This is a genomic window from Oceanobacillus alkalisoli, assembly GCF_021556485.1.
In the GTDB taxonomy this organism is placed as follows: Bacteria; Bacillota; Bacilli; order Bacillales; family Amphibacillaceae; genus Oceanobacillus; species Oceanobacillus alkalisoli.
Genome location: NZ_JAKGBW010000003.1, coordinates 22,558 through 39,832, shown reverse-complemented (window position 1 = coordinate 39,832; position 17,275 = coordinate 22,558). Strand labels below are relative to the sequence as shown.

Below are 17,275 nucleotides of genomic sequence, written 5' to 3'. Positions count from 1 at the left end.
ACACTATTTATTATTCTATAAATGCATTCCTCACACTGCTGTAATGATGGGATAATTTCTATTTATCATAATCATCTTCACCAGTTCAGTTGCCCGGGGGACGGTGACTCCTGCGGGAACAGCACGATCCTGGAGACCCCTTAGTGCTCAGCCCGAGGAGCTCTAGCAGTGCCCAAGGATGCGCATCCGTCCACCGGGCAACTGAACGGCGATTAGAACTCCAGTCTAGAGAATGAGCAAATCACTCACGCTGTATGAAAGCGATAGTTGTTTTTTTATCAAGCACTAACGGTCTTAATACCCCCACTGAATGAAATTTCATTTTATTCTTTCTCATTCTAAAATTATATGATAAAGTATTGTTAACGCTTCCAAGGGAAAGGAGGATGGATTCCAGCGGAGTTACGAGAGCGAATCATCGAAGCTTCACTAAAATTATTTGAACAATATGGTTTCCATGGTGTCACAGTCAACCAAATTGTTGATGCTGCCGGCATATCAAAGGGAGGTTTTTATCACCACTTCACTTCAAAGGATGAGCTGTTATTTGTCATCCACGATATTTTCATCACGTATGTACTCGAACGAGCAAGTAAGGCAAACGAACAGAACTTGCCAGCGAAAGAACGTTTGCGACTAATCATCAAAGACTTTGTGAGCGTATTCGATATTTACAAAGCTCATTTAACCGTTTTTTATCAAGAAAGCATCTATCTAAAAACAGAACATGAAGAAATTGTAAGAAAGAAACGGAATGAATTTAAAACGATTATTCAAGATGTAATTGAAGAAGGGGTTATAACTGGAGATTTTCGCAGTGATTTATCCGTTGAAATTACAACAATGGCGATTCTCGGTATGGTGAACTGGACATATAAATGGTATCAGAGAAATGGAGAAAAACGGATTGAGGAAATAGCCGATATATACACTGACTTGATTCTTCATGCAGTTAGTGAGAATGAAAACATACGCATGGGAGAAGGAACTTCCTAAGGGAGTATTTTTTTAATGCGGCACCGACCAACCAGTCGGTCTCACTTTCATTAAATAAAACAAGGGGGAACATGACGGATGAATTTTGAATTGTCAAAGGAACAAGTCATGATCAGGAAAATGGTAAGAGATTTTGCCGAAGAAGTAATTCGACCGAGGGCAATTGAAATTGACACAAAGGCGGAATTCCCTGAGGATATATTTAAGCAGATTGGTGAATTAGGACTGCTCGGTATTCCATTTCCAGAAAAATACGGTGGCTCTGGAGGAGATACGGTTTCTTATGCACTTGCTGTAGAAGAAATCGGCAGGGTTTGTGGCAGTACGGGACTTAGTTATGCGGCAGCAGTTTCACTGGGGGCAAGTCCGCTTTATTACTTTGGCACCGATGAACAGAAAGAGAAATTCTTAAAACCTTTAGCAGAAGGAAAGGCGCTGGGATCTTTTGGACTTACGGAACCGAATGCCGGGTCGGATGCAGGAGGGACAATGACAACAGCGGTGCTGGAGGGCGAAAACTATGTTATAAATGGCGAGAAATGCTTTATAACGAATGCAAGCTTCGCGAAAATTTTAATCGTTACTGCAGTCACCGGTAAGGATGAATCTGGAAAGAAACTTATCTCATCCATCATTGTACCAACAGACACGGAAGGCGTTACCATTACAAGCAATTACGATAAAATGGGTGTCAGAGGATCGGATACTGCTGAAATCGTGCTTGATCAAGTCGTTGTTTCGAAAGAAAATGTGCTTGGTGAAGTAAATAAAGGATTCCAGCAATTCTTATCGACGCTGGATGGAGGAAGAATATCGATTGGAGCACTAGGTGTTGGGATTGCTCAGGGAGCTTTAGACAAAGCACTCGAATATGCAAAAGAAAGAAAGCAGTTCGGTCAGTCCATATCAAAATTCCAAGCGATTCAATTTAAATTGGCGGATATGGCAATGGAAGTTGAGCTTGCACGGACAATGGTTCATAAAGCAGCTTGGCTGAAAGATCAAAATAAGCCATTTGGTAAAGAAGCGGCTTTTGCAAAGTTATTTGCTTCCGAAACTGCAGTACGCACTTCCGATCAGGCCATTCAAATCCATGGTGGCTATGGCTACATGAGAGAATATGAAGTGGAGCGTTATTTACGCGATGCTAAACTATTAGAAATCGGAGAAGGGACTTCTGAGGTTCAACGTCTCGTGATTGCGAGACATCTTGGATGCTAGTTTGTCAAATGATGACAGTAATTTTCTAGAGGGGGCAGCCAATGATTAAGAGAATTTTAATTGCTAATCGAGGGGAGATCGCATCCCGGATTATCCGGACATGTAAACGCCTTGGGATTACTTCCATTGCGGTTTATTCAGAGGCCGACAAAGAAGCGCCATTTGTCAAGGCGTCAGATGAGGCTTATTTGTTAGGAGCTTCTCAAGTGAATGAAAGCTATATGAATATAGATAAAGTTTTTGAAGTCGCCAAAAAATCAGAAGCAGATGCGATTCATCCAGGGTACGGATTTTTTAGTGAAAATGCAGCATTTAGAGAACGCTGTGAAAAAGCAGGCATCTGTTTTATTGGACCAAATAGTGACGTCATTACACAAATGGGGGATAAAGTAAACGCCAGGAATGCAATGATTGCAGCAAATGTACCGGTTGTACCAGGAACAGCGGGAGCAATTACGGACGTGGAACAAGCGGTAGAATTTGCAGCAGAAATAGGTTATCCCATTATGTTAAAAGCTGCTGCAGGTGGTGGCGGAATTGGGATGCAAGTTGTCGGGGAAGAAGAGGAACTAAGGAAGGTATTTACAAGCAATTCCGAACGCGCGTTGAATTTTTTTGGTAACGGTTCCATGTTTTTAGAAAGAAAGATTGAAAATGCGCATCATATTGAAATTCAAATTCTCGCAGATGAACATGGCAATGTCGTCCATCTATTTGATCGGGAATGCTCCATCCAACGCCGTAATCAAAAAGTAATAGAAGAGGCTCCTTCCCCATTCATATCGGAGGAGACGCGGATTAAAATGGGTGAAGCTGCCGTTCAAGCAGCGAAAGCACTTTCCTATTCAAATGCGGGCACAATTGAATTTCTTGTAGATGAAGAAGAGAATTATTATTTTTTGGAAATGAATACAAGGGTTCAAGTTGAGCATCCGGTAACAGAAGAAATTACAGGTATCGACATTATTGAAATGCAAATCCGGGTTGCAAATGGCGAAAAGCTTCCTTTCGAACAACAGGACATAAAGCGGAGCGGGCACGCCATTGAAGCAAGAATTTATGCGGAAGATCCTGCACGCTTTTTCCCTTCACCAGGTAAAATTACAAGCGTGAATTTACCTGAAGGGGAAGGGATTCGGCATGATATCGCCTTCACCGAAAACTATCAAGTAACCCCTTTTTACGATCCGATGATTGGTAAGTTGATTGTAAAAGGGGAGACAAGGGAACAAGCCGTTAATCTATTGGAACAGGCATTGGAAAACTATCAGATTGATGGAATCAAAACGAATCTGCCCATGCTCGCTAAAACGGTCACAATACCCCAATTTCAAAAAGGAACGACAACAACTAGCTTTGTAGAAGATTATTATATACCACTAATACAAAATTCATAGGAGGCGTTTTCATGGAAAAAATAGTAGCAAGTATGGCAGGAAATGTATGGAAAATTGTTAAAAACGAAGGGGATGCAGTTAGCTCAGGAGAGGATGTCGTTATCTTGGAATCTATGAAGATGGAGATTCCAATTTCAGCTGAAGGGGACGGTATTGTTAAAGAATTGAAAGTTGCTGAAGGAGACTTTGTTAATGAAGGAGACGAGATTGCAATTATCGAATAGTCAATGAGGAAAGGAGCAGCAATATGATTGAAGTTCATGTAGAAAGTCATGTATCCATCATTACATTAAATCGACCGGAAGCAGCGAACGCAATGTCTACTGCATTGTTGGATGAAATGAATAAAGCACTTGATTCTGTAGACGCAAATTATGATAATTTTTGCACCATTCTTACAGGTAAAGGAGAAAAAGCGTTTTGTGCAGGAGCCGATCTGAAAGAAAGGAAAACGATGACTGACCGGGAAGTTGTTCGAGCCGTTCGATATATTGGGCAAACAGTGAACCGGGTTGAAAGCATGCGTATGCCGGTTATTGCAGCACTCAATGGTGTCGCTTTTGGGGGTGGGCTTGAGCTGGCTCTTGCCTGTGACCTGCGAATTGCTGCAGAACATGCGAAGCTTGGACTTACGGAAACCTCATTAGCAATTATTCCAGGTGCAGGCGGGACCCAGCGTTTATCACGGTTAATCGGCCCAGGGCAAGCCAAGCGTCTTATCTATACCGCCAAGTCGGTTGCCGCCCATGAAGCAAAGAAGCTCGGTATTTTAGAAGAAGTCGTTTCCAGCAGTGAACTGCTTCATGGATCTAAAGCACTTGCGGACACGATTGCAACGAAAGGTCCAGTTGCGCTGGAGCAGGCAAAGCTTGCCATCAATCGCGGACTGGAGACAGATCTCATGACCGGTCTTGAAATCGAGCATCTAGCTTATCAGAAAACGATACCGACACGTGATAGGGAAGAAGGACTGCGAGCATTCAGTGAGAAGCGTAAACCGATCTATAAAGGTGAATAGTTGGGGGAGGATTGAAACATGTCATTTATCGAGGAATTAGAACAACGAGCAGAAACGATCAAACAAGGTGGTAAAGATAAGTACCATGAGGCAAACACGAAAAAAGGAAAATTGTTTGTACGGAAACGTTTAGAGCTTTTATTTGACCGAGATATGGAGATTGAAGACGCCTTTTTCGCTAATTGTATGGCCGGAGATTTACCATCAGATGGTGTTGTGACGGGAATTGGTAAAATTAATGGCCAAAATGTTTGTGTGATGGCTAATGATTCGACTGTAAAGGCTGGTTCATGGGGGAAACGGACGGTAGAGAAGATACTCAGAATCCAAGAAACGGCACTTAAACTTGAAATACCGATTATTTATCTTGTTGATTCAGCTGGTGCAAGAATCACGGATCAAATCGAAATGTTCCCAGGTCGAAGAGGAGCGGGCCGAATTTTCCATAATCAAATAAAATTATCTGGAAGAGTACCACAAATCTGTTTGTTATTCGGTCCATCTGCAGCAGGCGGGGCATATATCCCAGCCTTTTGTGATATCGTCGTCATGGTGGAAGGAAATGCTTCTATGTATCTTGGTTCACCTAGAATGGCAGAGAAAGTCATTGGTGAAAAAGTGACGTTAGAGGAAATGGGCGGAGCGAGAATGCATTGTACCATTTCTGGTGTTGGTGATGTTCTAGTGAAAACAGAAGAGGAAGCAATAACGTATGCAAGGAAATATCTTAACTATTTCCCTGCGAACTTCAGATATAATCCTCCCGTAACTGATCCGCTAGACGTGAAAGCGTCGGAAAAAACAATTGCGGAAATCGTACCCGAAAATCAGAATGCTGCTTTTAATATGCTGGATTTGATTGATCAAGTCATTGATGAAGGCAGTCTGGTTGAAGTGAAGAAAGAATTTGCAAAAGAACTGATTACCGGATTAGCGCGTATTAACGGACGAAGTGTTGGAATTATCGCGAACCAGCCCAGAGTAAAAGGCGGCGTGCTCTTTACTGATTCTGCCGATAAAGCAGCTAAATTCATTCAGCTCTGTAATGCGTTTAATATTCCGCTCCTGTTCTTAACAGACGTCCCTGGATTTATGATTGGAACGAAGGTGGAACGGGAAGGGATTATCAGGCATGGTGCAAAGATGCTCTCCAGCATGAGTGAAGCGACCGTACCGAAGATTTCAGTTATTGTGAGGAAAGCATACGGAGCAGGGCTTTATGCGATGGCAGGGCCTGCTTTTGAGCCTGACAGTGTGATTGCATTCCCTAACGCTCAAATTGCTGTGATGGGTCCTGAAGCAGCGGTAAATGCGGTTCATGCGAATAAAATCGCCCAGCTCTCTGAGGAAGAAAGAAGTGCGTTTATTCAAGAAAAGCAGGACGCCTACAGAGAAGAAATTGATATTTATCGTTTGGCTTCTGAAATGGTTATAGATGATATTATCCACCCGGATCGCTTACGGGAAGAATTGATAAAACGATACGAAATCTACGAAGATAAAAATCTTACATTTACAGAAAGAAAACATGGAGTTTACCCAGTTTAATTTCGAAATAGCGTTGAATAAAGAAACCTTGGCTTGAAATCTAAGTCAAGGTTTTTTCTTGCAAAAAGTGGGACAAATGCTCTGACCCCACGTCTCTTGTCTACAATAATTATATTATGTTAATTAGAGGCGTTTGGTAGAAATTTTTGTGATAATTGCGTATAATAGAGTGAAATCGTTATTTTATGAGGGGCAGGAGACGGTAGTCATGGTACAGGTTAATACAGTGAGCGGGCTTAGGCAAGAGTCATTTGCAGCTCTTTATCAAATGATGCAGGCGAATCAGGATGCGGACAATGCGGAAAAAATATTGGATTTGTATCAGAAACTACAAAAGAAAGAGCTTGTTGTGAGTTTCTCTGGTCATTTTTCTGCTGGGAAGTCGTCGATGATCAACGCACTGCTTGGACAGGATATTTTGCCGAAGAGTCCAATCCCAACGAGTGCAAATACTGTTAAATTAATGTCTGGAGAAGGCTGGGCAAGAGTGTTCTTCAAGCATGGTAATCCAGTTGAATATAAAGAGCCTTATGATCTCGATATGATTAAGGCATATTCTACAGATAAAGATGAAATAAAACGAATTGAAATCAGTACGAAAGATGCAATCATACCTCAGGCGGCAGCTATTATGGATACTCCGGGAATTGATGCAGCAGATGATGCGGATCGTTTAATGACCGAGAGCTCACTTCATTTAGTCGATTGTTTATTTTATGTCATGGATTATAATCATGTCCAATCGGAAGTTAATTTATATTTTCTTCAATCACTGCAAGATAATCGTATCCCATTTTACTTAATTATTAATCAAGTTGATAAACATAATGAAGAAGAATTATCCTTTGCAAGTTTCAAAGAAAGCATCAGACAAACCTTTGCAGCTTGGAATATTTACCCTAAAGATGTTTTCTATACTTCACTTTATGATCGTTCCTTAGCGATTAATGAATTTAAAAACGTGAAAAATACGCTGTTTTCCATCCTGAAAAATACGGAAAACACCCATTTCAATATTCAAGCTTCCGTAAAACAGGTAATGGAAAAGCATAAAGCTTTTCTCGAACAGCAATATGAAGATTTAAAAAATAAAATTGATGTTGATGAAGCCATCAGGCTGCAATTAACTGAAATGGAACAAGCAGAGGAACAAATGAAAATCATGGAGTGGGAACCAGAAGAATTGGAAGAGGCGTTTCAAGCAGAATTAAAACAAACGTTACAAAACGCATATCTTATGCCTAAAGAATTACGTGATTTAGCAGCACGATTTCTTGAAGCGGAACAGCCAGGTTTTAAAATAGGTTTGTTCGGCTCTAAAAAGAAAACGACGGAAGAAAAACTAAACCGTCAAAATGAATTTGAAAAAGCAATACAAGAAACCATTCGCTCTAGTGTCCAGTGGAAGCTAAGGGATAAATACGTGCAGCTTTCGAAAGATTATGGACTAACGGATCAAGCATTAATGGAAGAAGTGAATAATTTTTCGATTCACTACGATAGCTCTGATTTTGAAAGGCTATTAAAGCAGGGTGCTCAGGTAAATGGAGAGTATATCTTAAACTATACGAATGACGTTGCCAGCGATATTAAAGCTAAATTCAGACGCCGCTCCTTAAGCTTATTGCAAACGATGAAACAAACATTATCGAAGAAGCATGCGGACAAGTTAAATAATCAACAACCATCCATTGAAAACCTGGAGGAAGTACGGATAGTTACCGAGAAATACAATAAAATATATGAAGAGTTGGAAGGGAAGCAACGAGCAGTCGACCGCATGTTCGACACACCACAGATAGATGATAAAAGCTGGGAACAGACCTTGAATAAAGTGAAGCAAAAGCAAAAGAAATTTGTTATCATGGAACGAGCTGTCTATGAAAAGAATCCGGTGGAAATAGAGGAAGAAATACATGATGCGAACCAAGAGGTAACAGACATCGTCAATGTCTCAGCTGAACAAATGCTCAGTCGAATTGAGCAAACGATTAAGCTAACTGAAGGACTTCCCGGTTTTGCAGATTTAATAGCGGATCTGAAGATAAAGCAAGACAGGCTTGATAATCGAACATTTACTATAGCTTTGTTTGGTGCATTCAGTGCAGGGAAGTCATCTTTTTCGAATGCTTTAATCGGGGAGAAGGTGTTACCAGTTTCCCCCAATCCTACGACAGCAACAGTAAACCGAATTCATCCCGTCACCAATGAACACCCACACGGAACAGTCATTGTCACGATGAAACAAGAAACAGATTTATATGAAGAATTAATGGCGATGACGCGTAAATTTTCTCCAAAGGGGGAGAACTTGGAACGGCTGCTTACGTGGATTGAAAAAAAGAATATTACCGGAGACGCTCGGTTAAATAAGATGTACCAAGCATATATCCGTGCAGTGATGAAGGGCTATATTGCCAATAAAGAATATATTGGAAAAGAACGTGAAATTTCATTTGATGAATTTGGTATCTTTGTCGCCGATGAAATGATGGCTTGTTTTGTTGAAACAATTGATGTTTATTATGATAGCTCTATTACAAGACAAGGTATTACCTTAGTTGACACCCCTGGTGCCGATTCGGTGAATGCCCGTCATACAAACGTAGCTTTCAATTATATTAAACACGCAGATGCAATCCTGTACGTCACGTATTATAACCACGCTTTGTCGAGCGCTGACCGAGATTTCCTTTTACAGCTTGGTCGGGTGAAGGAAGCGTTCCAACTCGATAAGATGTTTTTCATTGTTAATGCTGCTGATCTTGCGGAAAGCGAAGAAGAACTGGAACTCGTTACCTCCTACGTAAAGGATGAATTAACAAAATTAGGCATTCGCAATGGCCGATTATTTCCAGTATCCAGTAAACTTTCCTTGGAAGAAAAGTTGCAGCAACTCCCATTAAATAAACAGATGGATGCATTTGAACAACAATTCTATTTCTTCATCCATCATGACCTGGCAGCTCTCACACTCGAGGGTGCGATATGGGATATGAGGCGAATCTATGAAACAATGGATCACTACATAGCTTCCATCACACTTGATGAAGCTAGTAAAGAACAGCAAAAGCAACGCATGAAACAAGATAAAGCACAAGCAGCTGCTTATATTAATACGTATGAAACAGATGTATACAAGCAACAACTGGAGCAACGGGTTGAAAAACAACTCTATTATGTCTTAGAACGACTTGGCATTCGCTATCACGACATGTTCAAAGAAATGTTCAATCCAACAACCATCACGGAAAATGGCAGAAAAGCAAATAATCAATTGAAGAACGCCTTGGAAAATTTAATCGAATATATTCGTTTCGAATTGAATCAAGAACTTCAGGCCGTTTCATTACGGATGGAACACTATGTCCTCCGGTTAGCAAATGAAGTATACCAAGCGATGCAAGTAAGGAATAAAGAAATCGATGCTTTATTTGCTTTGCCGAATCAGTTTGATTATGAATTGTATACACCAGATTATGAAGAGAAGCTGATAGACGTCCAGCTGAAACACTTCCAGCATATTATCGGGAAATATAAAGGAACGAAAGCATTTTTCGTACAAAATGAAAAAGAAACGATGAAAGAAGAACTGTATGAGTTGCTCTTCCCATTAGCTGAGCATTTTATCAAGGTAAATAAGGATAAAATGACATCAGGCTACAGGAAGCAATGGGAGGAGTTGATCGGCAGGATGAAAGAATCGTCTGTGAAGCGCCTGGATCAGCAAGTAAATAATTACTTCACGATGCTTGCAACACCAGCCGAGCTTCCAAGGTTAAAAGCTAATTTACAGCAGCTGGAAGAACTCGTTAAAGAAGAGAAAGTAGGAGTAGAATTATAAATGGAAAATAATAAGATCTTATTAGTAGATGGAATGGCCCTGTTATTTAGAGGATTTTTCGCAACGGCCTTCCGAGGAAACTTTATGAAAACAAGTGAAGGCATACCAACAAATGGCATCTACCAATTTTTACGGTATTTTCTTGATGCGGTTGATACGTATGAGCCAAGTCATGTTATCTGTTGTTGGGATATGGGAAGCAAAACTTTCCGCAACGAAATTTATCCACCATATAAAGGAAATCGTGAAGCACCACCAGAAGAATTAGTGCCCCAATTCGACTTAATTAAAGAAGTTGTCGAAGCCTTTAATATTCCAAATATTGGTCTCGAAAACTATGAAGCAGATGATTGTATCGGTACGCTTGCAAGAATGTATCAGGACAATCATGAAGTCATTATTCTCACAGGGGACCAGGATATGCTTCAACTCGTTGACCAGAATATTAATGTCTCGATTATGAGAAAAGGACAAGGAAACTATGAATTATTCACGATTGATAATTTCTTTGAGAAAAAGGGAATTCACCCGCATCAAATCGTTGATATGAAGGCATTGATGGGGGATAGTGCAGATAATTACCCTGGTGTAAAAGGGATTGGTGAAAAAACTGCGATCCGTTTAATGAAAGAGCATCATTCCATTGAAGGCCTGCTTGCCAATATGGAACAGTTAACGAAAGGGATCCGGACGAAGTTGGAAACAGATCTTGAAATGCTCCATCTTTCCAGAAAACTTGCCGAAATTAAATGTGATGTTCCCGTTTATTGTGAACTGGAAACAGCAAGAAAGAGATTTGAGCGAACAAAAATTGAACCAAAACTTGAATCATTGGAATTCAAAAATTTGGATCGTATGTTTGCAGAAACCGTCAAGTAGGGAGGAAGCATATGTATTTCCCATCGATTAGAGATAAATGGATAACAGGTGTTGTCTGGAGCGTCTCACTTCTTGGCATCTTATTTCCACTTTTGAAGGGACAGGTAGTTACAACATTGATTATGCTCGGGTTATCAGGATTTTTGCTCTGGTTTTGGTTCCGTACAGGATATAAAATTGAAGAGAATAAAATAAAAATTTATTATGGGCCAATCCGTCAAACGGTTCATATACCTGAAATAAAATTAATCATGATTTCAAAAATGCCGATTAATTCTCCAGCGTTATCTTTTAAACGAATACAGATATCTTGCGGAAAGTACGATGTAGTAGCTGTATCCCCGCAGGACAGGGAGAAATTCATCTCCACGCTTTTAGACATCCGGCCGGAGATCCCGATTGATGAGCAATTGCTTCCAAGAAAAACAAGATAAAAATACAGCCTCGTACAACATGTACGAGGCTGTTTTCTATGCTTATTCTTCAATATAAGCTTGTTTGATTTGATAAATACCTTGTGCATCGACTGCGAAATCTTTTACGTTATCGCTAACGCCAAATAGGTAGTCTTGGTGGTGAATATAAAGCATTGGAGCAAGTTCTACAAGCATCTCTTGTGCTTCAGAGTAAAGTGCTTGTCTATCCTCCGGTTCAGTTGCTCTACGTGCATCATCAAGAACGCCATCCAGTTCTTCATCTTCTAAGAAAGAACGGTTACCTGGCTCACCTACATTAGAAGAGTGGAATAATGGATACATTCCATAGTCAGCGTCAGATGTTACAACAGACCAACCAAGAATGAACATGTCATGTTCGCCATTTGCTGTTCTTTCGAGGTAAGCACCCCACTCAAGTTCTTCAATTTTAACATCGATACCGATTTCTTTCAATTGGGCTTGAACAGCAATTGCCGTGTCAACACGTTCCTCGCTATCGTTTGTCCAAATTGTAGTAGAGAAGCCATCTTCATATCCAGCTTCTGCTAATAGTTCTTTAGCACCTTCAAGATCATGTGAAATACCACTTACGTTTTCATCATAACCGAATACTGGAGGAGCTAAAGGTCCAACAGCTTCGATTCCGATACCATTATATACACCATCAATAATCTCTTGTTTGTTAATTGCCATTGAGATTGCTTGACGAACTCTTACATCGTCAAATGGTTCTTTTTGAACGTTAAAGCCAATATAAGATAAGGAAACACTTGGTTCTTGCAGAACACTTACACCATCCGCACCTTCTACACGGGAAATGTTATTCGGTCCGATTGCGTCAACTACATGGCTGACTCCTGTTTCAAGTTCAGCAATACGAGCGCTTTGCTCTGTAACAACTTTAAATGTAGCTGAATCCAGTTTAGCTGTTTCTCCCCAGTAATCGTCATTACGTGTTAATACAACACTTTCACCAGGTGTCCAGCTGTCAAATTTGAAAGGACCTGTACCTGCCGGGTTTTGGTTGATGTATGCATCAACGTCTCCGCCATCTTCCAGTTGTGCATAATCTTCTTCTATTACATCTGGACTCATGATAGCTGTACCACTATGAGCCAAATTAGATAGTAGAGGAGCGTATGGATATTCTAGATTGATACGAAGTGTATAATCATCTACCACTTCAACACTTTCTACTGCCTCAAATAAGAATGCACGAGGAGATGCAATATCTTCATCAACTAAACGATCAAAGTTCGCTTTTACTGCTTCTGCATTAAATTCTGCACCATCATGGAAAGTAACACCTTCTTGTAGCTTAAATTCCCAAGTGGTCTCATCTACTGCTTCCCACGATTCTGCAAGACCAGGCTGTAGTTCTTGGTTCTCATCAAGTCTTGTTAATGTTTCATAGATGTTTTCACCTACGTTACTTGATGGAACATCGTTTGATCCTTGAGCAGAAAGGGAAACAACGTCAGCTCCGATAGCAATGACTAAGTCACCGCCACCATCTCCACCTTCTGCAGTCTCTTCTGAACCGTCTTCAGTCGCAGAATCATCTTCCGGCTCTTCAGTCGGCTCGCCGTCTCCCGCACAAGCAGCTAGGACTAGACCCATTGCTAGAATGAGAGACACAAGAAACCATAATTTTCTTGACTTCATACTCTTAATACCCCCTTAAAATATTTATGTTTCCTAAATTATGCAAACTCGCATAATTCTTTTCTAATATTAGAATATTTTTTGATAAAAAGCAAGTTTATACTTCTTCTGCATAGTAATTGTTTACTTAAAATAAAATTTATCTTATACTTATTTTTATGGTGATAATCCTATATGTAAGATTAATAGATAGAAAAGGGGAGTGGATTTTCATAATTTTCCTTTACCAGGAAAATTATCGTGAGGAATACGAAAATTATAATGTCTGAAAACTAGTAATTGAATGTTTGATTGTAAGTAGTAAGTCGGAGAAGGACACTAGTGTTTTACATGTCAGAATTTTTTTATTGTGAAACATTAACATGTAACAAAGGAGGTTTTTGAATGTCCAGTCAGCAATCACAACAAGACAAAGAGTATCTAGCTGAGCAATCAACGAAAGGCTCGCTCTTTTGGAATAATTTTAAGGAATTTTACAAGCGGCTTGCAAAGAACAAAACGGCATTAATTGGGGGATACTTGATTTTATTTCTTATTATTGTTGCCATCGTTGGACCTTATATCACAACAACAGATCCCAGCCAAGTAGATTACGCTGTGAAATTAGAAGGTCCATCTGCAGAACATTGGTTTGGCACCGATCACCATGGAAGAGATATTTTCACTAGAATTATTCATGGTTTAGGCATTACGATGATAATTGGTGTTGCTTCAACTATTTTAGGCGGAATTGTTGGCATTTTATTGGGTATTATTTCCGGTTATTACGGTGGAAGAATTGATACAATTATTATGCGTTTTATGGATATTCTCCTAGCTTTCCCAGGTATTCTGTTAGCATTAGCTTTAATTAGTATTCTTGGTGCAAGCAGACAGAACGTTATTATTGCCATCGCGTTGTTCGCAGTTCCAACATTTGCCAGAATTGTCAGAGGTTCGACGCTCTCGGTTAAAAACCTCGAGTATATTGACGCGATGAAGGCGTTAGGAGCATCAGACATTCGGATTATCAGCCTACATATTCTCCCTAACATTTTATCGCCGATTATCGTGCAAGGCAGTGTTTTCATCGCAAGTGCTGTACTATCAGCCAGTGGGCTCTCCTTCCTTGGTTTAGGTGAACAGCCGCCTTCTCCAGAGCTGGGAGCATTATTAAGTGATGGACGTGACTTTATTTGGGATGCGGGACATATCGCATTTTTCCCAGGGCTTTTTATTATGCTTATTGTTCTAGCGTTTAACGTATTTGGAGACGGATTACGAGACGCTTTAGATCCGAAAATGAAGTAAGGGAGGTAAGTAATCATGGTAAAATTTATCGTACGTCGATTATTACAACTGATACCAGTTTTACTAGGGGTAACGATTATCGTGTTTTCCCTTATGCATTTGACACCAGGTAACCCGGCGCAAATCATTGCGGGGGAAAGTGCAACACCTGAAACAGTTGCACAAATAGAAAAAAGACTTGGATTGGATGAACCAATACCAGTACAGTTCTTTCATTTCGTGAAAGATGCAGCAACATTCGACTTTGGTAACTCATGGAGAACGAGTTTGCCAGTGAGTACGGAACTTTGGCCGAAGTTTTGGGTCACCTTAGAGTTGGCGATCTATAGTATGATATTCAGTATTGTATTCGGGATGGCAGCTGGTATTATATCTGCCGTCAGACAATATTCTTGGGCGGATGTCAGCGTGATGCTTATCGCGCTTTTCGGTTTGTCAATGCCGAACTTCTGGCTTGGTTTAATGTTAATGCAATGGTTCTCCATTAATCTGGGATGGTTCCCGCCTACCGGTTGGGGTTCCGCTTCGCAGATTTTATTACCGGTCATCACACTAGGTACATCGGGAGCAGCTGTAATTGCGAGAATGACACGTTCCAGTATGCTCGATGTCATTTCCCAGGATTATATCCGTACCGCAAGAGCGAAAGGGTTGAAAGAACGAGTTATTACTTACCGCCACGCTCTTAAAAACGCACTTATTCCAGTTGTAACGGTTATTGGACTACAGTTCGGTGGTTTGCTGGCAGGTGCGGTTCTTACGGAATCGGTGTTCTCTATTAATGGGATGGGTAAATTGATTGTCGACCGAATTCTTGCACGCGATTTTCCGGTCGTCCAGGCAGGAATACTAGTTATTGCGGTAGTCTTCGTGTTTATTAATCTGCTTGTCGATATTTCGTATAAGTTCCTAAATAAACGAATCGATATGGATTAGACTACTGATTTAAGAAAGAGGTGGAAAACATGAAAGAAGAAATCATATTAGAAGTGAGCGATTTAAGAACCTCCTTCTTTGATGAAGACTTTGAAATAAAAGCAGTTGATGGTGTTTCCTTCGAATTGCCTAAGGGTAAGACCTTAGGGATTGTTGGAGAATCCGGTTCAGGTAAGAGTATCACTGCTCTTTCCATTCTCCGTCTGATTGCCAAAAATGGTAAAGTTGTCGGAGGAGAAATCCTCTTCAATGGAAAAGATCTCACGAAGCTAAGTGAAAGAGAAATCCGTGATATCAGAGGAAATGATATTTCAATGATATTCCAAGAGCCAATGACTTCTTTGAATCCTGTATATACGATTGGAAAACAAATATATGAAGCATTGAAAGTACACCAAGGCATGGATAAGAAAGAAGGAGACAAGCGGGTTGTTGAACTTCTGGAATTAGTTGGAATCCCGTCCCCAAAACAACGGATGAAGCAATATCCGCATGAATTATCTGGGGGAATGCGTCAGCGGGTAATGATTGCGATGGCACTTGCTTGTAATCCGAAGCTTCTGATTGCTGACGAACCAACAACAGCACTCGACGTTACCATTCAGGCGCAAATTCTTGACCTGATCAATGATCTGCAGGAAGAGCTTGGCATGTCCGTAATTATGATTACCCATGACTTAGGTGTAGTTGCAGAAACATGTGACTATGTAGCGGTAATGTATGGTGGACAGGTTGTTGAATATCAGGAAGTGAAAGAATTATTTAAAAATCCAAAACATCCTTATACAGTTGGTTTGTTGAATTCGATGCCGCGGCATGATGTGGATGTTGATGAGCTTGAACCGATTAAAGGAAATGTCCCAAGCGTTCGGAATATGCCAAAGGGCTGCCGTTTTGCGCCTAGATGCCCGTTTGCTACGGAGCTATGTGTAACAGAACTTCCTGAGCTTGATCGGAAAGAAGACGGCTCTGAAGTACGTTGCTGGATTTACAGTGACCGCTGGGACGGAGATCCGGAGGTGAGTGTAAGAAATGAAGAAAGAACTACTTAAGGTAAATAATTTAAAACAGTATTTCCCTGTAAAAGGTGGTTTCCTTGGAAGAACGGTAAACCATGTAAAAGCAGTTGATGATATAACCTTCGAAATTTATGAAGGGGAGACATTAAGTGTCGTTGGAGAATCCGGTTGTGGAAAGTCTACAACTGGAAGGGCGATTTTACGTTTGGAAGAACCAACAGATGGTGAAATCCATTTTGAAGGAGAAGATCTTCTAGCATTAAATAAGCGTGAAATGAGAGAAAAACGTAAGGACCTGCAAGTTATTTTCCAAGATCCATACGCATCTCTAAACCCAAGACAAACAGTTGGTCAAATTTTAATGGAAGCTATGCAGATCCAGAAAGTTGTTCCAAGAAGTGAACAACGAAAACGCGCCATCGAATTAATCGAAACGGTCGGACTTAATAAGGAACAGATTGACCGTTACCCCCACGAATTCTCTGGCGGCCAGCGGCAGCGAGTTGGAATTGCCCGAGCATTATCCGTCGATCCGAAGCTAATTATTGCGGATGAAGCGGTATCTGCTCTAGACGTATCAATCCAAGCGCAAGTCCTGAACTTATTGCGAAGATTGCAGCGAGAATTCAATCTAACTTATCTGTTCATCGCTCACGACCTAGGAGTGGTTCGTCATATATCAGACCGAATTATCGTGATGTATTTAGGGAAAATTGTGGAAATTGCGGATAAGAAATCTTTATTTGAAAATCCGCAGCACCCATATACAAAAGCATTATTATCGGCAATTCCGATTCCAGATCCAGAGAAAAAGAAAGAACGTATCGTATTAAAAGGCGACGTGCCTTCACCAATCGATCCGCCACAAGGTTGCCGGTTCCATACGAGATGTCCATTTGCTACGGAAATTTGCCGTACGAAAGTTCCGGAGCTTAGAAATCTCGATCATATGAAAGAAGGTCACCGCGCAGCTTGTCACCATATTGAGAAGATACATTCAGGTGAAATGGCAGTGCAAAGTTAGA

The 17,275-nt window shown here is 40.6% G+C and carries 14 protein-coding genes; 13 read left to right on the top strand and 1 reads right to left on the bottom strand.

What is annotated here, in order from left to right:
• Positions 1-390: 390 nt before the first annotated feature.
• From LZD48_RS04110 to LZD48_RS04070, 9 genes are all read left to right on the top strand, one after another.
• Positions 391-996 (top strand): TetR/AcrR family transcriptional regulator, encoded by a 606-nt coding sequence (locus tag LZD48_RS04110; protein ID WP_235761695.1) that lies wholly within the window; start codon positions 391-393, stop codon positions 994-996.
• 78 nt (positions 997-1,074) lie between these two features.
• A complete protein-coding gene (locus tag LZD48_RS04105; protein ID WP_235761470.1) occupies positions 1,075-2,217 on the top strand; it encodes an acyl-CoA dehydrogenase family protein in 1,143 nt (380 codons plus the stop codon).
• A gap of 41 nt (positions 2,218-2,258) precedes the next feature.
• Positions 2,259-3,614 (top strand): acetyl-CoA carboxylase biotin carboxylase subunit, encoded by a 1,356-nt coding sequence (locus tag LZD48_RS04100; protein WP_235761469.1) that lies wholly within the window; start codon positions 2,259-2,261, stop codon positions 3,612-3,614.
• Between the two features lie 11 nt (positions 3,615-3,625).
• Entirely contained in the window at positions 3,626-3,838 is a 213-nt protein-coding gene (locus tag LZD48_RS04095) for an acetyl-CoA carboxylase biotin carboxyl carrier protein subunit (RefSeq protein ID WP_235761468.1), read from the top strand.
• Between the two features lie 23 nt (positions 3,839-3,861).
• Entirely contained in the window at positions 3,862-4,632 is a 771-nt protein-coding gene (locus LZD48_RS04090; protein ID WP_235761467.1) for an enoyl-CoA hydratase, read from the top strand.
• 18 nt (positions 4,633-4,650) lie between these two features.
• Positions 4,651-6,180, top strand: coding sequence for an acyl-CoA carboxylase subunit beta (locus LZD48_RS04085; protein ID WP_235761466.1), 1,530 nt, complete (start codon positions 4,651-4,653; stop codon positions 6,178-6,180).
• A 208-nt stretch (positions 6,181-6,388) separates the two neighbouring features.
• Positions 6,389-10,024, top strand: a complete 3,636-nt coding sequence (locus LZD48_RS04080) for a dynamin family protein (protein ID WP_235761465.1) — start codon at positions 6,389-6,391, stop codon at positions 10,022-10,024.
• Positions 10,025-10,903, top strand: a complete 879-nt coding sequence (locus tag LZD48_RS04075) for a 5'-3' exonuclease (protein WP_235761464.1) — start codon at positions 10,025-10,027, stop codon at positions 10,901-10,903.
• A gap of 11 nt (positions 10,904-10,914) precedes the next feature.
• Positions 10,915-11,337, top strand: a complete 423-nt coding sequence (locus LZD48_RS04070; RefSeq protein ID WP_235761463.1) for a PH domain-containing protein — start codon at positions 10,915-10,917, stop codon at positions 11,335-11,337.
• Between the two features lie 42 nt (positions 11,338-11,379).
• On the opposite strand, the gene LZD48_RS04065 is transcribed toward LZD48_RS04070, so the two are convergent.
• The gene (locus LZD48_RS04065; RefSeq protein ID WP_235761462.1) at positions 11,380-13,005 is read right to left on the bottom strand and encodes a glutathione ABC transporter substrate-binding protein; all 1,626 of its coding nucleotides are present in this window, start codon (positions 13,003-13,005) and stop codon (positions 11,380-11,382) included.
• A 384-nt stretch (positions 13,006-13,389) separates the two neighbouring features.
• On the opposite strand from LZD48_RS04065, the gene LZD48_RS04060 reads away from it, so the two are divergent.
• The 4 genes from LZD48_RS04060 to LZD48_RS04045 are packed head-to-tail and all read left to right on the top strand — an operon-like array spanning position 13,390 to position 17,274.
• Positions 13,390-14,295, top strand: coding sequence for an ABC transporter permease (locus tag LZD48_RS04060; protein WP_235761461.1), 906 nt, complete (start codon positions 13,390-13,392; stop codon positions 14,293-14,295).
• Between the two features lie 15 nt (positions 14,296-14,310).
• Positions 14,311-15,231: an ABC transporter permease gene (locus LZD48_RS04055; RefSeq protein WP_235761460.1), complete on the top strand. Its 921-nt coding sequence runs from the start codon at positions 14,311-14,313 to the stop codon at positions 15,229-15,231.
• A gap of 29 nt (positions 15,232-15,260) precedes the next feature.
• A complete protein-coding gene (locus tag LZD48_RS04050; protein ID WP_235761459.1) occupies positions 15,261-16,283 on the top strand; it encodes an ABC transporter ATP-binding protein in 1,023 nt (340 codons plus the stop codon).
• Entirely contained in the window at positions 16,264-17,274 is a 1,011-nt protein-coding gene (locus LZD48_RS04045; RefSeq protein ID WP_235761458.1) for an ABC transporter ATP-binding protein, read from the top strand. The genes LZD48_RS04050 and LZD48_RS04045 overlap by 20 nt, the downstream gene beginning before the upstream one ends.
• The last annotated feature ends 1 nt before the right edge of the window (position 17,275 follow it).

Bases quoted from the DNA above. Each gene is read 5' to 3' on its own strand.
- LZD48_RS04095 (WP_235761468.1), top strand. From the start codon at position 3,626: ATGGAAAAAATAGTAGCAAGTATGGCAGGAAATGTATGGAAAATTGTT.
- LZD48_RS04060 (WP_235761461.1), top strand. From the start codon at position 13,390: ATGTCCAGTCAGCAATCACAACAAGACAAAGAGTATCTAGCTGAGCAA.
- LZD48_RS04075 (WP_235761464.1), top strand. From the start codon at position 10,025: ATGGAAAATAATAAGATCTTATTAGTAGATGGAATGGCCCTGTTATTT.
- LZD48_RS04080 (WP_235761465.1), top strand. From the start codon at position 6,389: ATGGTACAGGTTAATACAGTGAGCGGGCTTAGGCAAGAGTCATTTGCA.
- LZD48_RS04045 (WP_235761458.1), top strand. From the start codon at position 16,264: ATGAAGAAAGAACTACTTAAGGTAAATAATTTAAAACAGTATTTCCCT.
- LZD48_RS04105 (WP_235761470.1), top strand. From the start codon at position 1,075: ATGAATTTTGAATTGTCAAAGGAACAAGTCATGATCAGGAAAATGGTA.
- LZD48_RS04070 (WP_235761463.1), top strand. From the start codon at position 10,915: ATGTATTTCCCATCGATTAGAGATAAATGGATAACAGGTGTTGTCTGG.
- LZD48_RS04055 (WP_235761460.1), top strand. From the start codon at position 14,311: ATGGTAAAATTTATCGTACGTCGATTATTACAACTGATACCAGTTTTA.
- LZD48_RS04050 (WP_235761459.1), top strand. From the start codon at position 15,261: ATGAAAGAAGAAATCATATTAGAAGTGAGCGATTTAAGAACCTCCTTC.
- LZD48_RS04085 (WP_235761466.1), top strand. From the start codon at position 4,651: ATGTCATTTATCGAGGAATTAGAACAACGAGCAGAAACGATCAAACAA.
- LZD48_RS04090 (WP_235761467.1), top strand. From the start codon at position 3,862: ATGATTGAAGTTCATGTAGAAAGTCATGTATCCATCATTACATTAAAT.
- LZD48_RS04100 (WP_235761469.1), top strand. From the start codon at position 2,259: ATGATTAAGAGAATTTTAATTGCTAATCGAGGGGAGATCGCATCCCGG.
- LZD48_RS04065 (WP_235761462.1), bottom strand. From the start codon at position 13,005: ATGAAGTCAAGAAAATTATGGTTTCTTGTGTCTCTCATTCTAGCAATG.